Origin of the sequence: Lentzea jiangxiensis, assembly GCF_900104175.1 — a bacterium.
GTDB lineage: Bacteria > Actinomycetota > Actinomycetes > Mycobacteriales > Pseudonocardiaceae > Lentzea > Lentzea jiangxiensis.
This window is the reverse complement of record NZ_FNIX01000010.1, coordinates 183,761-197,251: the sequence shown is the minus strand read 5'-3', so window position 1 is coordinate 197,251 and position 13,491 is coordinate 183,761. Positions and strand designations below refer to the sequence as shown.

Below are 13,491 nucleotides of genomic sequence, written 5' to 3'. Positions count from 1 at the left end.
GCTGTCAGGGCTCGATGCAGTACGGCGGGTGGAACGCCTGGTCCGGGTCATCGGCGGACGCGACCCCCGCCAACGCTGTGAGAGCCCCGAAACTCAGCAGGAGGGCGGCGATGGCGCGGGCGATGGTGTGCAACTTCATCGGGGGCTCCGTTCGTCAGGGGACAGCCGTGGTGGGGGCGGAGATCTTCGGCGCGGGCGCGGGTGACCCGTTCGCGGCGCGGTCCGTCGCGAAAGGACGTCGCGTGCCCGGCGTCCCGCCGAGCTGCGTGTCGCGGCTCGAGTCGTGGTCTGCCGGTCCGGCGGTGGACGCGCTCGGGGAGATCCTGCGCGCATCCTCGTCGCGGCGCCTCGTCCGGACGGCCGAATCCGCGGAGGCGGTGGCCGTCGATCCGGTGCGGTGGCGGGACGTGCCACGCAGCGCGTCGCGCGAGTACCGGCGCCTGCCGAGGCGCTGGGCGGCGTTGCCCGGTCATGACCGCCCCTTGTTCGTCAACGGGACACGTTGTGATCGGAGCATGACACAGAGCAGTCGCCCGTCACATCACCCAATTGCACCGCGCGGAAATGGGTAGAACACCCGGTAAGCGGCAGTTGCCGGGGAACGGCAAGCAGCCGAACGGGCGATCGCGGCCGCGTCCGGCCGGACCTGGCGCGCCCGTTCCTCAAGGCGTGGTCAGGTTCATCCACCAGACGATGGCGCCGGCACGGCCGTTGACGTCGAGCGTCGTGTAGATCCGCTGGAGGTGGTTCTGCACGGTTTTGGGGGACAGGCCGAGCGACTCCGCGACCACCGCCGTGCTCGCCCCGGCGGCCACGAGCCGCAGCACCTCGATGCCGCGCTTGGTGAGCCCGGCGCGCAGCGCGCGGGCGATCCGCGTGTTCGTGTGCTCGGCGGTGCCCGCCTCGTGCAGCTCGCCGACGGGTGGGACGCGCACCGCCGCGTTCTCGGTCTTGGGTCCGAAGCGCTTGTGCGCCAACTGTTCCACGAGTCGTGACGACAGGTCGTGCTCGCGCATCCGCAGCAGGTCGCGGCCTTCCTGCAACTCCCACAGCCGGTACTGCTCCAGCTGCATCCGCGCGTGCCGCAACGCGCGTTCGAACTCACCAGACCGTTCGTAGGCCTCGCTCAGCCGCTGGTGCGCGTGCACCGCGACCTCGCGCGCCAGACAGCTCATCGCGAGCTCGGCGGCCTGGGCCAGCTGCGCGATCTCGTCGGAGTGCCGCCCGCGCGCCCCGCTCAGCCGGGCCCGCACCATCAGCGCCTCCGCCAGCGCCACCGGGCGGTTCCTGCCGGCGAGCAGCTGGTCGGCGCGCTGCCAGCTGCGGTGCGCGCGGTCGAGCTCACCCAGGTCGATGCGCACGTGCGCCAGCAGGACGTTGACCATCGCCATCCGCACCGGGTCGCCGACCTGCTTCCACCGGTCGCGCACCCTGGCGCACAACGCCTCCGCCCGCCGGAGCTTGCGCACGCACGGCTCCCCGCCGAGGCTGCACCGGTTGTCCTCGGCGCGGACCATGCAGTGCTCGTGGAACTGCATGCGCATCACCCGCGCCTGCTCGAACAGCACCGAGCCGATCAGCTCGCTGTCACCGGTCAGCTCCGCGAGGCCGAGCGCGCGGGCGAAGGAGTTGAAGCTGCGCTCCCGCGAGTCGAGCCGCAGCTCCACGACGGCGCGGGAGAAGCTGCACCGCGCCTGGAGTCCGATGTGGCGGTTGGCCGCCGCGATCTCCTGCACCCTGTCGATCGTGTCGAGCGCGCTCGGCCACAGCCCGCGCTTGCCGAGTGCCACCGACTGCGCCAGCACGCCCTCGGCCACGCCCTCCGCGTCGTCCAGCCACGCGAACGCGGCCACCGCCTTCTCCGCGAGCTCCAGCGCCTCGCCCGGCCTGCCCTCGTCCAGGGCGATGCGCGCCTCGCGCAGGTCGTGCACGGCGTTGGACCGCGGATCAGCCGTCCTGCCGGGAATCGTCATGGTCGAGCCCCCTCACCCGGGGCCTGACCCTAGTGGTGATCGCGCAACTGGCGTTTCAGCACCTTTCCGGCGGCGTTGCGCGGCAGCTCGTCGACGAAGAAGACGTCGCGGGGAACCGAGTGCCGGGCCAGGTTCGCCTTCACGTGCTCACGCACGTGTTCGGCTGTCAGGGTTTTCGCGCCGACCACGTAAGCGGCGAGGCGCTCGCCCCATTCCTCGTCGGGAACGCCGAGCACCGCCACCTCGGTGACGCCGTCCAGGGTCGAGAGGAGGTCTTCGACGTCGTGCGGGTAGACGTTCTCGCCGCCCGAGACGATCATTTCGTCGTCGCGGCCGGCGACGAACAGCAGGCCGTTCTTGAGATAGCCGAGATCGCCGGTCGACATCAGGCCGTCCAGCGATTCCTTGCTGGTGCCGTTGGTGTAGCCGTCGAACAGCATCTCGTTGCCGACGAAGATCCGCCCGGTCTCCCCCGGTGCCACGGGTTCGCCGTTGTCGTCCACGACGGCCAGCCGGGTGCCGAGCGGTGGTTTTCCCGCCGTGCCGGGTTCGGCGAGCATCTCCTCCGGGGTGGCGATGCTGGCCCAGCTCACCTCCGTCGACCCGTAGAGGTTGTAGAGGACGGGGCCGAACTCCTCGAGCGTGCGGGCGGCGACGCGCGGCGGCAGGGCCGAGCCGCTGGAGGCGATGACCCGCAGCCGCGGCCGGTGCGGGGTTTCCAGCATGCGTTGCAGCATCACGGGAACGACGAACATCGCGGTGCACTTCTCGGCGTCCCGCAGCGCCTGCACGGGGTCGAACCTGCGGCGCAGCACCAGGGTCGCGCCGAGCACGAGCCCGAGCTGGAACGCGGCGAGGCCCCAGGCGTGGAACAACGGCGAGGTGATCGAGATGACGTCGCCGTGCCTGAGGGGGATGCGCGACAGCAGTGCGGCGGCGGGGGCGAGGCTCGCGGGTTCCGGGCGGCGGGCGCCCTTCGGGGTGCCGGTGGTGCCGGAGGTGAGGACGATCAACCGGCCGCGCGGGGGCCTGCGGGGGAGCGGGGTGGTGGGCCCGTTCGCGATCAGCGACTCCAGCTCGTCGGTGAAGAACACCGGGACACCCGCGGGCAGCACGCCGGCGAACTCGCGGTCGGCGATGATCCGGTCGATCTCCTGGTCCCGCGCGACCCGGGCGAGCTGGCCCGCGCTCAGTCCGGTGTTGAGCAGGACGGCGTCGGCGCCGACCTTCGTGCACGCGGTCATCGTCTCGACGAAGGCACGGCTGTTGCGGCAGAGCAGGCCGACGCGCTCCCCGGTGCGGAAGGAGTGCGCGAGCCGGCTCGTGCGCTCGTGGACCTGGGCGTAGGTGAGGACGCCGTCGTCGTCGATGATCGCGGCGCGGTCGGGGTGCCGTCCCGCGCCTGTCTGGTAGCCCCACGCCAGCGTGATGTTCCAGTGCAGGTAGCCGAGCAGGGCGCCGGTGAGCCCTCGCGGGCCCAACGGCCGGATCACTCCGGCTTTCACCAGGGTCAGCAGCACACGGGTCACCATGGATCCCACTGTGCCATTTACCTACTCGTCAGTAGGTAGTGCTGTGACTGCGGTCACACGTCGGTGTTGGACGCGCTCACGACGGCATCGCGCAGCGCCGCCCGCAGGCGGCCGACCTCCAGGGGCGTCAGCACGGCGGCCTCCCCCGGCGGCACGGTCACCACCACGTGCCCCTGGCTGACGAACACCGTCATGTCCCGTCGGCGCGAAGCGATGTCGCGGCAGCTCACCTGCCACTCCTCTGGTGCTCCCACGGGTTCTTCCTCCAGCTCACTCGGCGCACCGGGCGCGGCGGTCCCGGCGCTCGCACAAGTGAGACGCGCGTCATCGGCGTTCATGACGGAGGCTTCCCGCTTCTCCGCCGGGCAACCGCGCCGAGCTGCCGATAACGTCGTACGTGGGACGAGAGTTGGTCACCTGAAGGGGTGAACATGGCGGAACCGCAACGCATCGTGATCGTGGGAGCCGGCCTCGCCGGTGCCTCCGCCGCGGGCGCGCTCCGAGACCGCGGCTACGGCGGTCAAATCCTGGTGTTCGGCACCGAACACCACCGCCCGTACGAGCTTCCCGCGCTGTCCAAGGACCTTTTGCTGGGAAAGGCCAACGAACCGGCGTGGGTGCACGAGCCGGCTTTCTACTCCGACAACGAAATAGACGTGCGGCTCGGCGTGTCCGTGCTGGAGCTCCGGCCGGGTGATCACACGGTCGTGGACTCCGAAGGGGCCGTGCGCTCCTACGACCGCCTCCTGCTCGCGACCGGATCGCGCCCGCGCGTTCTGCCTGGGGCGCAAGGACATGTGCTGCGCACGCTGGACGACGCGACGGCGTTGAAGTCCGCGCTGCGCGAGGGCAGGCACGTCGTGGTCATCGGTGCCGGCTGGATCGGCTGCGAGGTCGCGGCGGCTGCCCGCGCCCACGGCTGCCGCGTCACCGTGGTCGACCCGCTGGCCGAACCGCTCGTGCGCGTGCTGGGTCCCGAGATGGGCGCGGTGTTCCGCGGTCTGCACGCCGGACACGGCGTGGAGTTCAGGCTGGGCACGGGTGTCGAGGGCTTCTCGCCGTCCGGCGTGCGGCTGGACGACGGCACGGAGCTGATGCCGGACGTGACCGTGCTGGCCGTCGGGGCGTCACCGCGGCTCGAACTGGCCGAGGCCGCCGGCCTGGAGCTCGCCGAGGGCGGTGTCGCGGTCGACGCCGCGCTGCGCACCTCCGCGCCGGACGTGTTCGCCGCCGGTGACATCGCGGCGCAGGACCACCCGCGTCTCGGCCGGCGCGTCCGCGTCGAGCACTGGGCGAACGCGAAGGACCAGGGCACGCACGTGGCGGGCTCGCTGCTCGGCCTGGACGAGCCGTACCTGAAGTCGCCGTACTTCTTCAGCGACCAGTACGACCTCGGCATGGAGTACCGCGGCCTCGCCGGCCAGGACGACGAGCTGGTCGTGCGCGGGGACGTGGCCTCGCGGGAGTTCGTCGCGTTCTGGCTGCGCGACGGGCGGCTGCGGGCGGCGATGAACGTCAACGTGTGGGACCACGGCACCGCGCTCAAGGCGCTGGTGGACGCGCAGGCGGCGGTCACGCCGGAGCAGCTGCGCGAGGCGGACCTGGGATCGCTCGCCTAGCTGCCGCACACCCCCTCCCGGCAAGTCGCCGCCCGAGCGAGCTCGGTCCTGCGCCGCACCGGCATCGACCCCATGTCCCGGCGGGCACCAGGACGCGTCCGGACGTCCACCACTGAGCGGTGACGGCATGACGACGATTGCTCGCAGTCGATCCTTTCCCGCTTCAACGCCCTGCCTTCCTGAGACTTCCGGGCGATCTCCCCGTCGAGCGCTTGAACGCGACGTTGAACGCGCTCGATGAAGAATATTCGAGATGTCGCGCAATCTGATCGACCGACATCTCCGTGGTCTCCAAGAGGCTGAGCGCCAGCTGCATCTTCCACTGCAAAACGTACGAGGCCGGAGGAATCCCTGCGCTTTCGCGGAACTTTTCGATGAAGACCGTCCGTGAAAGCCCGCAAGCGCGCGCCAGTTCCCCGACCGACAGGGCGAACTTCCGCTCGTGATGGATCAGTCTCACGGCAGGGCTGAGCACCGGATCCGCGAAGAGGTGGATCCAGCCGGCGGGAAGTGTCAAGCCGGCCGACAGCCATTCGCGCATGACGTGTATGAAGAGAATCTCCAAAATGTGTTCGGAGGCGCGGTGGGATCCGGGCAGCCGGTGCTTCATCTCAACGTCCAGCTGCCGAAGGAGCCATCCGATTGCCGGACCGGCGTTTGATTCAGCGGAAACATGGGTGACAGCCGGCACGGCCTGCTGCAGAAACAGATCACCCCCGCCTCTCAGATCGATGTGCGCGGTGACGCACACGGTCTCATCGTCAGGTGAGGGCGAGATGTCCTGCTCGCCGAGGACGGCCTGAGTGGGTGCCATGTCGAGCTTCGTGCCGAACACGAACGGAGACCGGCCATCCAGGACAAGTGCTTCACCGGCTGCTGCTTCGAGCCACTCCGGCTCGTTGCCGAGGCGGAACTTGATCTGCCCTCGCGTCACCGCCAGGATCTTGACCCTGCCGGGCGGTGGCGATTGGATCAACCAATCGCCCGAACCGGATCGATGACCGGCGAGGATGCAACTAGCGCGTAATGCGCTCATTACGCCGGAAAAAATGTCTTCGCCGGTCATGACTCTCCGGTGTCAGGCGTTGATCTCGTCCCACCACTCCAGCGAGAACGATTCGATCATCTCGCTGAAGGCCTCGCTGATTTCCGGTGTGGTGGCGCGCCAGGCGGCGTAAGCGGCCTGATCCTCTCGTGAATCCCACTGCTCGATCAGCATGAAGTTGTCGGGTTTTTCCGCCTCGCGCACCACGCGAAGGCCGATGAGTCCTGGACGGGAGCGCGTGGCAGCCAGCGTGGCCCGGTAGAAATCGATGACGTCTGACGCGCGGCCGGGCTTGGCCGTGACTTTCAGCAGAGCGGTATGTGCCATGAGAAGCCTTCTTCCGGGGGAGTGGCCGGTTCGGCCTGGAACTACCTGTCGCAGGTCGCTCAGTCAAGCTACAGGCTCTGACGCGGACCGTTGTCGTCATTCTGGCCGCCGTTGTTGTCAATGCGTACGGGGTGGCCGGGCGGTACGCGACCCGGGTGGCTGAGCGCACCGGCAAGCCATCCGCGCCAGGGCACCTGCTGCTCATCCTCGGCGACCGCGAGGTACGTCAATCCTGTCGCCGCCGGCCAGGTGAGCACCGCGCCGCCGGCGTGGGCGGTCGAATGACGCACCTGCAAGATCCGCAGGAAGCGCCCTGGACCCTGAGCCTCAGATGCAGGAGCCGTGCATCGGACCCTCACCCCGGGAGAGGTCCTGCAGTGCCCTGCGGATGATCGCCATCTCCTCGTGCGTGAAGCGGGAGCGGAAGGCGCGCTCGACCTCGGCGAGCGCGTCGCCCGCCTCCTTCTGCAACTCGCGGCCCCGGTCGGTGATCACCGGTGTGCGCACACGCCGGTCGTTCGGGTCGGGCACGCGCATCACGAGCCCCGCCCGCTCCAGCTTGTCGAGCTCGCTCGTCAGCGTGGTCTTGTCGAGGCCGAGCATCGCGCCGAGCTTGAGCTGCGTGCGCTGGACCTCGTCGCTGGCGAGCGCCTGCAGCACCAGCTGACCGCGCAACGACACCCCGAACTTCGCGATCTCCTCGGCGTACGCGGCCCCGACGCGCTGGGTGGCGCGGTGCAGCAACCAGTTGAAGTCCCACTTCTCCAAGCAGGCTTCGACGAGTTCCGGCTGCTCCTCCATGTGTCCCATCCTACATCCCGGAAGAGATGTTCTCGATTAAGAACGTCTTGACTGGGAAGTTCTCTGATCGTATGTTCTGGGCATGACCAATCTGCTGCACATCGACACGAGCATCCGGTACGAGGGGTCCGTGACCCGCGAGGTCTCCAGCGCGTTCGCCGAGAACTGGCGCGCCGCGAACCCCGGCGGCGGGTACGCCTACCGGGACCTGCACGCGACGCCGGTCCCGCACAAGGACGGCACCGACCAGGGCATCGCCGCCGACCTGATCGCCGAGGTCGACGCCGCCGACGTGATCCTCATCGGCGCGCCCATGTACAACTTCTCGATCCCGTCGACCCTGAAGGCCTGGATCGACCAGGTCGCGACCTCCGAGCACTTCGCCCGGGAGGACGGCACCTTCGCCTGGGGCGGCAAGCGCGTCGTCGTCGTGACGGCACGCGGTGGCTCGTACAAGCCGGGCACGCCGCGGGAGGGGTTCGACTTCCAGGAGCCGTACCTGCGCGCGGTGCTGTCGATGGTCGGCCTGGACCACAACCTGGAGTTCGTGCACGCCGAGCTGACCCTGGCGGACGTCGTGCCGCAGATGCACCAGTTCCGGGAGCTGGCCGTCGAGTCGCTGGCCGACGCGCACCGCGTGGTCAAGGAGCTCGCCACGGCCTAGGGTCGGTCGCGTGATCGACAAGGTGGCCTGGGTCCACGTCGTGGACGGGCGCGTGCTGGTCGTCCGCTCGCACGGCAAGGACACGTTCTACGTGCCCGGCGGCAAGCGCGAGCCGGGGGAGTCCGACGTCGAGGCGCTCGTGCGCGAGGTCCGCGAGGAGCTGTCGGTCGACATCTCCGACGCCGTGCCGCTCGGGGTGTTCGAGGCTCAGGCGCACGGGCGTGCCGAGGGGGAGACCGTGCGGATGACCTGCTACTCGGCGACCTTCAGCGGACAGCCGGCGCCGGCGAGCGAGATCGCCGAGCTGGCGTGGTTCAGCACCGCCGACTCCGGCCGGGTCTCGCCGGTCACGCGGATGGTGTTCGACCACCTGCGCGACATCGGGGAACTGTCCTGACGTTCGCGGGCCGCGGCCGCGACCGTTCCTGAGAACGACCCGGAGAACGACGCGGGACAGCAAGCACCGCTCCCCGTCCCACTTCAACGTATAGCGCACCCCTGGTCTTGCGGCAAGACCCCGTGCGTCCCCCATCATTTCCCGGCCAGTGCCATTCACCTGGGGAAACGGGGACTTCATGATCGACGTCGTGATCGCCGGCGGCGGGCCGACCGGCCTGGTGCTGGCCGGGGAACTGCGGCTGCACGGTGTGAGCGTGGTCGTGCTGGAGAGGGAGCGGGAACCGACGGAGGTCGTCCGGGCGCTCGGGCTGCACGCGCGCAGCATCGAGGTGCTCGACCAGCGCGGCATCGCCGAGCGGTTCCTGGACGCCGGGCAGACGCACCCGCTGGCCGGGTTCTTCGCCGGGATCGAGCGGCCCGCGCCGCGGCGGCTGGGCACGAAGTACCCGGTCGTGCTCGGCCTGCCGCAGCCGCACGTCGAACGCCTGCTCACCGAGCACGCCGTCCAGGCCGGTGCCGAGATCCGGCGCGGCAGCACGCTGACCGCGTTCAGCCAGGACGACGACGGCGTGGCGGTCGGGCTCGCGGACGGCACGTCGCTGCGGGCGCGCTACCTCGTCGGCTGCGACGGCGGCCGCAGCACCGTGCGCAAGCTGGCCGGCATCGGCTTCCCGGGCGAACCCACGCGCGTGGAGACGCTGCTGGGCGAGATGGAGATCGGTGTCCCGTGGGAGGAGGCGATGCCCGTGGTGCTCGAGGTCCGCAAGACGCAGAAGCGGTTCGGCATCGGCCCGATCGGCGGCTCCGCGACGTACCGCGTGGTCGTGCCGGCGGACGGGGTGAACCCCGACCGCTCGGTCATGCCGACGCTCGACGACTTCAGAGAGCAGCTGCGGCGCGTCGCCGGCACCGACTTCGGCGTGCACTCGGCGCGGTGGCTGTCCCGCTTCGGCGACGCCACCCGGCAGGCCGAGCGCTACCGGTCCGGCCGGGTGTTCCTCGCGGGCGACGCCGCGCACGTCCACCCGCCGACCGGGGGCCAGGGCCTCAACCTGGGCGTGCAGGACGCGTTCAACCTCGGCTGGAAGCTCGCGGCGGCCGTGCGCGGCTGGGCGCCTCCCGGACTGCTCGACACCTACGAGGCCGAGCGGCACCCGGTGGCCGAGGAGGTGCTGGACAACACCCGCGCGCAGATCGAGCTGATGAAGGTCGAGCCGGGTCCGCAGGCGGTCCGGCGGCTGCTGACCGAGCTCGTGCGGTTCGAGGAGGTCAACCGGTACCTCGTCGAGAAGATCATCGCCGTCTCGATCCGGTACGACTTCGGATCGGAGAACGACCTGGTCGGGAGGCGGATCGACGACCTGGCGCTCGAGCGGGGCGGGCTCTACGAGCGGATGCGCGCCGGGCGCGGCATCCTGCTCGACCAGTCCGGCTCGCTCTCGGCCGGGGGCTGGGCGGACCGCGTCGACCACCTCGTCGAGGTCAGCGAGGACCTGGACGCGCCCGCGGTGCTGCTGCGGCCGGACGGCCACGTGGCGTGGGCGGGCGAGGACCAGGAGGGACTGGAGGCCGAACTGACCCGCTGGTTCGGGACGGCCTGCTGAGGTCACCCGTTCGAGGGTCCGCGACGCTTTGCCACACTGTGCGGCGTGTCCGAGCCGATGACAGCGGTGCTCCTGCGTGCCGCGGAGCTCACCGCCTCGGGGAAGCCGCGGCAGGCGATCGACCTGTTGCGGCCCCTCGTGGCGGCGAACCCACGGCACGCCGAGGCGTGGTGCCGGCTCGCGGCGGCCCACCTCGACCTCGGTGAGGCGGACCAGGCCCTCGACTCGGCCAAGCGCGCGATGGTCCTCGACGGCGAGCCCGCCTGGCCGCAACGCCTCGCGGCACTGGCCCTGAGCGACCTCGGCCGGCACCAGGAGGCGGCGGTCGCGGCGCGGGAGTCCGTGCGGCGCAAGCCCGGCGACTGGCGCTGCTACGTCGTGGTCGCCGAGGTCCTCGCGGACGTCCCGGACGGCGCCGTCGAGGCGTTCGACTCGGCACTGCACGCCTCGCAGCTCGCCTCGACCGAGCCGCGGGCGTTCCAGGTGCTCGGTGACGCGGCCCTGCGGCTGCGCGACTGGGGCACCGCCGAGCACGCGTACCGGACGGCGATCAAGCTCGACCCGTCCGACGCCGACTCGAAGGCCAACCTCGCGACCGTGCAACGGCGCCGCGGTGCCAGGCCCGCGCCGGTGCGGTTGAACAAGGTGCAGGTGTGGCGCGCGCTGCGCACGCTGTCGTTGCTGCTGATCGGCGGCGGTGTGCTCGCGCTGATCGCCGGCATGCCCCGGCCCACGCCCTACCTCGGGTTCTTCACCGGCGCGATCGTCCTGTGCTGCCTCGTCGTGGCGTTGCGGCTGCGCCCGTTCTCGCTGCTGTTCAGCCTGCGCAAGCTCGCCGTGACGGTGTCGCTGCTCGGTGCCTCGACGCTGGTCCTGACCGCGTGGACCGTCGCGCTGCTGTTCGGCGCCACCACGATGCAGCCACTTGTGCTTTCCTGGTTGTGCGCTGTCGTGGCGGGAGCGCTCGTCTACGTCGGTGGAGGCAGGAAGCGGTGATGCGTCGCAACGCGGTCGCTCTCGCGTTCATGCTGTTCCTCGGACAGCTGTTCGTCGTCGCCGCGCCCGCCGAGCCGGCCGCCGCCGGATCCGTCGTCCGGCACGGCCACGAGTTCGCGAACCTCCCCGTCACCACGCCCAAGCCGCACAACGTCCAGGCCGCCCAGGTGCCGCAGGCCCAGCTGCCGATGGACGTGCCGCCGGTCACCAGGCCCGCGCTGCCGATGCGGTTCGTCGTCTCCTTCGCCCGCCGCGTGCACCGCACGCCCGAGGGCATCCGCTGGACCCCGCAGCGGGACCGTTCCCCGCCTTCCGGTCGCTGAGAGCTCGTTCCCCAGCAACTTCTTCCGGAAGGTCCACCCACCCATGTCGCGCGACAACGCGCGGCGGGGTCTTCTCGTGCGCGGTCTCATAGCGCTCGGGGTCCTCGTCGCCTCCGCTTTCCTGCTGCTCACCACCGATCCCCGCCTGGGCCTCGACCTGCGCGGTGGCACCCAGATCGTCCTCGAGGCCAAGGGCGACTCCGACGCCGCCGACCGCTCCCTCGAGGTCCTGCGCCGCCGCGTCGACGCGCTCGGCGTCGCCGAACCGGTGATCGCCCGCTCCGGCGAGAACCGCATCGTCGTGGAGCTCCCCGGCGTCCAGGACCCCGAGGAGGCCGTGAAGGTCCTCGGCCGCACCGCCCAGCTCACCGTGCAGCGCAACGGCGAGACCGTCATGACCGGCGAGGGCATCTCGGACGCCCAGTCCGTGCGCAACTCGCAGGGCGCGGGCTTCGTCGTCAACATCCAGTTCCAGGGCGACGCCCCCGGCAAGTGGCAGAAGGTCACCGGCGAGGCGGCCTGCGAGCCGTCCGGCGCCCCCGGCCGCCAGATCGCGTTCGTGCTCGACGGCAAGCCGATCTCGTCGCCCGAGGTCAGCCTCGACACCCCGTGCGGCGGCGGTCAGGCGGGCGGCGCCACGACGATCACCGGCCGGTTCTCCCAGCCCGAGGCGAAGGAACTGGCGCTGGTCATCCGTTCCGGCGCGCTGCCCGTGCCCGTCGAGGTGATCGAGCAGCGCACCGTCGGCGCGACCCTCGGCGCCGAGGCCATCGAGGCCAGCGCCCAGGCCGCGATCATCGGCATCGCCCTGACCTCGCTGTTCCTGATGTTCGCCTACCGCCTCGCGGGCTTCCTGGCTGTCGTCGCCCTGGTCGGCTACGCGGGCGTGGCCTACGCCGGACTGCTGGCGGTGGGGGCGACCTTGACCCTGCCGGGCCTGGCCGGCTTCGTGCTGGCGATCGGCATGGCGGTCGACGCGAACGTCCTGATCTTCGAACGGGCGCGCGAGGAGTACTCGCGCAAACCCAACCTCCGGCGCGCGTCGGAGAAGGGCTTCAGCGGCGCCCTGAGCGCCATCGCCGACTCGAACGTGACCACGCTGCTGGCAGCGGGTCTGCTGTTCTGGCTGGCCACGGGACCCGTCCGGGGCTTCGGTGTCACGCTGACCATCGGTGTGCTGGCCTCGATGTTCAGCGCCCTGGTGCTCTCACGCGTGCTCGTGGTGTGGGCGCTCGGCACCCGTTTCGTCGCCAAGCGCCCCCGCCTGAGCGGCCTGCACACGCTCGGCTGGGTCCGCCAGCGCCTGTCCGTCGTGCTGTACCGCCGCCCGTCCCGGTGGCTCCTCAGCGCCGGCGTCCTGGTGCTCGTGACGTTCGCCGGCCTGCTCGTGCGAGGCCTCAACCTGGGCGTCGAGTTCACCGGCGGCCGCATGCTCGACTTCACCGCGGGCGGCGCCGTGGACGCCGGTCGCGTGCGCGGCGCCCTGGCCGACGCGGGCTTCGGCGACGTGGTCGTCTCGTCCTCGGGCAACGAGGTCTCGCTGCGCACCGGCCCGATCGACGACGCGACGTCCACCCGCATCGGCCAGGTCGTGTCGTCCGCGGTCGACGGCGGCGCCCGCCAGTCGAGCAACGAGCTGATCGGCCCGTCGCTCTCCTCCGAGCTGCGCCGCAACGCCGTCATCGGCCTCGCCATCGCCGTCGCCGCCCAGCTCGGCTACCTGGCCGTCCGCTTCGACTGGCGCCTCGGTCTCGCCACGGTCGCCGCCCTGATCAGCGACGTCCTGGTGCTGGTGGGACTGTTCGCGTGGATGGGCAAGACCGCCGACGGCGTGTTCCTCGCGGCCCTGCTGACCGTGATCGGCTACTCCGTCAACGACTCCGTGGTCGTCTTCGACCGCCTGCGCGAGCTGCGCGGATCCCGGTTCAAGAGCCCGTACCCGGACGTGGTGTCCGACGCGGTGGTGCAGACCGTGCCCCGCACCGTGAACACCGGCATCGGCGTGCTGTTCGTGCTCGCCGCCCTGCTCGTGCTGGGAGACGGCTCGCTGGCCGACTTCGCGACGGCGTTGCTGATCGGTCTGCTGGCGGGCACGGCGTCCACAGTGGTCACCGCGGCGCCGATCGCCATCTGGCTGGAGTCGCGCTGGCCACGTCGAGCGGTTCCGAAGAAGAGCGCGGCGGCGCGGGCCTAGCTGGCGCGGCTCGC

15 protein-coding genes are annotated in these 13,491 nt (G+C 70.8%); 7 read left to right on the top strand and 8 right to left on the bottom strand.

Annotation, left to right across the window (positions count from 1 at the left end; all coding sequences use genetic code 11):
• Positions 1-4: 4 nt before the first annotated feature.
• The 4 genes from BLQ91_RS43410 to BLQ91_RS24920 form a co-directional block, all read right to left on the bottom strand.
• Positions 5-139, bottom strand: coding sequence for a hypothetical protein (locus BLQ91_RS43410; protein WP_281199647.1), 135 nt, complete (start codon positions 137-139; stop codon positions 5-7).
• A gap of 523 nt (positions 140-662) precedes the next feature.
• On the bottom strand, positions 663-1,973 hold the full coding sequence (locus tag BLQ91_RS24930) for a helix-turn-helix transcriptional regulator (protein WP_090100287.1): 1,311 nt from the start codon (positions 1,971-1,973) through the stop codon (positions 663-665).
• A 29-nt stretch (positions 1,974-2,002) separates the two neighbouring features.
• The gene (locus tag BLQ91_RS24925) at positions 2,003-3,505 is read right to left on the bottom strand and encodes an AMP-binding protein (protein ID WP_176959947.1); all 1,503 of its coding nucleotides are present in this window, start codon (positions 3,503-3,505) and stop codon (positions 2,003-2,005) included.
• A 53-nt stretch (positions 3,506-3,558) separates the two neighbouring features.
• The gene (locus tag BLQ91_RS24920; RefSeq protein ID WP_090100285.1) at positions 3,559-3,759 is read right to left on the bottom strand and encodes a hypothetical protein; all 201 of its coding nucleotides are present in this window, start codon (positions 3,757-3,759) and stop codon (positions 3,559-3,561) included.
• Positions 3,760-3,936: 177 nt separating this feature from the next.
• On the opposite strand from BLQ91_RS24920, the gene BLQ91_RS24915 reads away from it, so the two are divergent.
• Entirely contained in the window at positions 3,937-5,124 is a 1,188-nt protein-coding gene (locus tag BLQ91_RS24915; RefSeq protein ID WP_090100378.1) for an NAD(P)/FAD-dependent oxidoreductase, read from the top strand.
• Positions 5,125-5,287: 163 nt separating this feature from the next.
• Here the strand turns inward: BLQ91_RS24915 and BLQ91_RS24910 are convergent, their stop codons facing one another.
• The 4 genes from BLQ91_RS24910 to BLQ91_RS24900 all read right to left on the bottom strand — a co-directional run bounded on the left by BLQ91_RS24910 (position 5,288) and on the right by BLQ91_RS24900 (position 7,297).
• Positions 5,288-6,190 carry an AraC family transcriptional regulator gene (locus tag BLQ91_RS24910; RefSeq protein ID WP_090100283.1) on the bottom strand — a complete coding sequence of 301 codons (903 nt, stop codon included), beginning with the start codon at positions 6,188-6,190 and terminating at the stop codon, positions 5,288-5,290.
• Between the two features lie 12 nt (positions 6,191-6,202).
• Positions 6,203-6,496, bottom strand: a complete 294-nt coding sequence (locus BLQ91_RS24905) for a putative quinol monooxygenase (protein ID WP_090100281.1) — start codon at positions 6,494-6,496, stop codon at positions 6,203-6,205.
• A 68-nt stretch (positions 6,497-6,564) separates the two neighbouring features.
• Complete coding sequence (locus BLQ91_RS40455; RefSeq protein WP_143022793.1) at positions 6,565-6,786, bottom strand: hypothetical protein; 222 nt, start codon at positions 6,784-6,786, stop codon at positions 6,565-6,567.
• A gap of 37 nt (positions 6,787-6,823) precedes the next feature.
• Positions 6,824-7,297 carry a MarR family winged helix-turn-helix transcriptional regulator gene (locus BLQ91_RS24900; protein ID WP_176959946.1) on the bottom strand — a complete coding sequence of 158 codons (474 nt, stop codon included), beginning with the start codon at positions 7,295-7,297 and terminating at the stop codon, positions 6,824-6,826.
• 82 nt (positions 7,298-7,379) lie between these two features.
• Between BLQ91_RS24900 and BLQ91_RS24895 the strand changes: the two genes are divergently transcribed.
• From BLQ91_RS24895 to secD, 6 genes are all read left to right on the top strand, one after another.
• On the top strand, positions 7,380-7,961 hold the full coding sequence (locus BLQ91_RS24895; RefSeq protein ID WP_090100277.1) for an FMN-dependent NADH-azoreductase: 582 nt from the start codon (positions 7,380-7,382) through the stop codon (positions 7,959-7,961).
• 10 nt (positions 7,962-7,971) lie between these two features.
• On the top strand, positions 7,972-8,358 hold the full coding sequence (locus BLQ91_RS24890; protein WP_090100275.1) for an NUDIX hydrolase: 387 nt from the start codon (positions 7,972-7,974) through the stop codon (positions 8,356-8,358).
• 178 nt (positions 8,359-8,536) lie between these two features.
• Positions 8,537-9,964 carry a rifampin monooxygenase gene (gene rox / locus BLQ91_RS24885; RefSeq protein WP_090100273.1) on the top strand — a complete coding sequence of 476 codons (1,428 nt, stop codon included), beginning with the start codon at positions 8,537-8,539 and terminating at the stop codon, positions 9,962-9,964.
• A gap of 45 nt (positions 9,965-10,009) precedes the next feature.
• Positions 10,010-10,960 (top strand): tetratricopeptide repeat protein, encoded by a 951-nt coding sequence (locus tag BLQ91_RS24880; RefSeq protein WP_090100271.1) that lies wholly within the window; start codon positions 10,010-10,012, stop codon positions 10,958-10,960.
• Entirely contained in the window at positions 10,960-11,283 is a 324-nt protein-coding gene (locus tag BLQ91_RS24875) for a hypothetical protein (protein WP_090100269.1), read from the top strand. The genes BLQ91_RS24880 and BLQ91_RS24875 overlap by 1 nt, the downstream gene beginning before the upstream one ends.
• A 43-nt stretch (positions 11,284-11,326) precedes the next feature.
• Positions 11,327-13,477, top strand: a complete 2,151-nt coding sequence (gene secD / locus BLQ91_RS24870; protein ID WP_090100268.1) for a protein translocase subunit SecD — start codon at positions 11,327-11,329, stop codon at positions 13,475-13,477.
• The last annotated feature ends 14 nt before the right edge of the window (positions 13,478-13,491 follow it).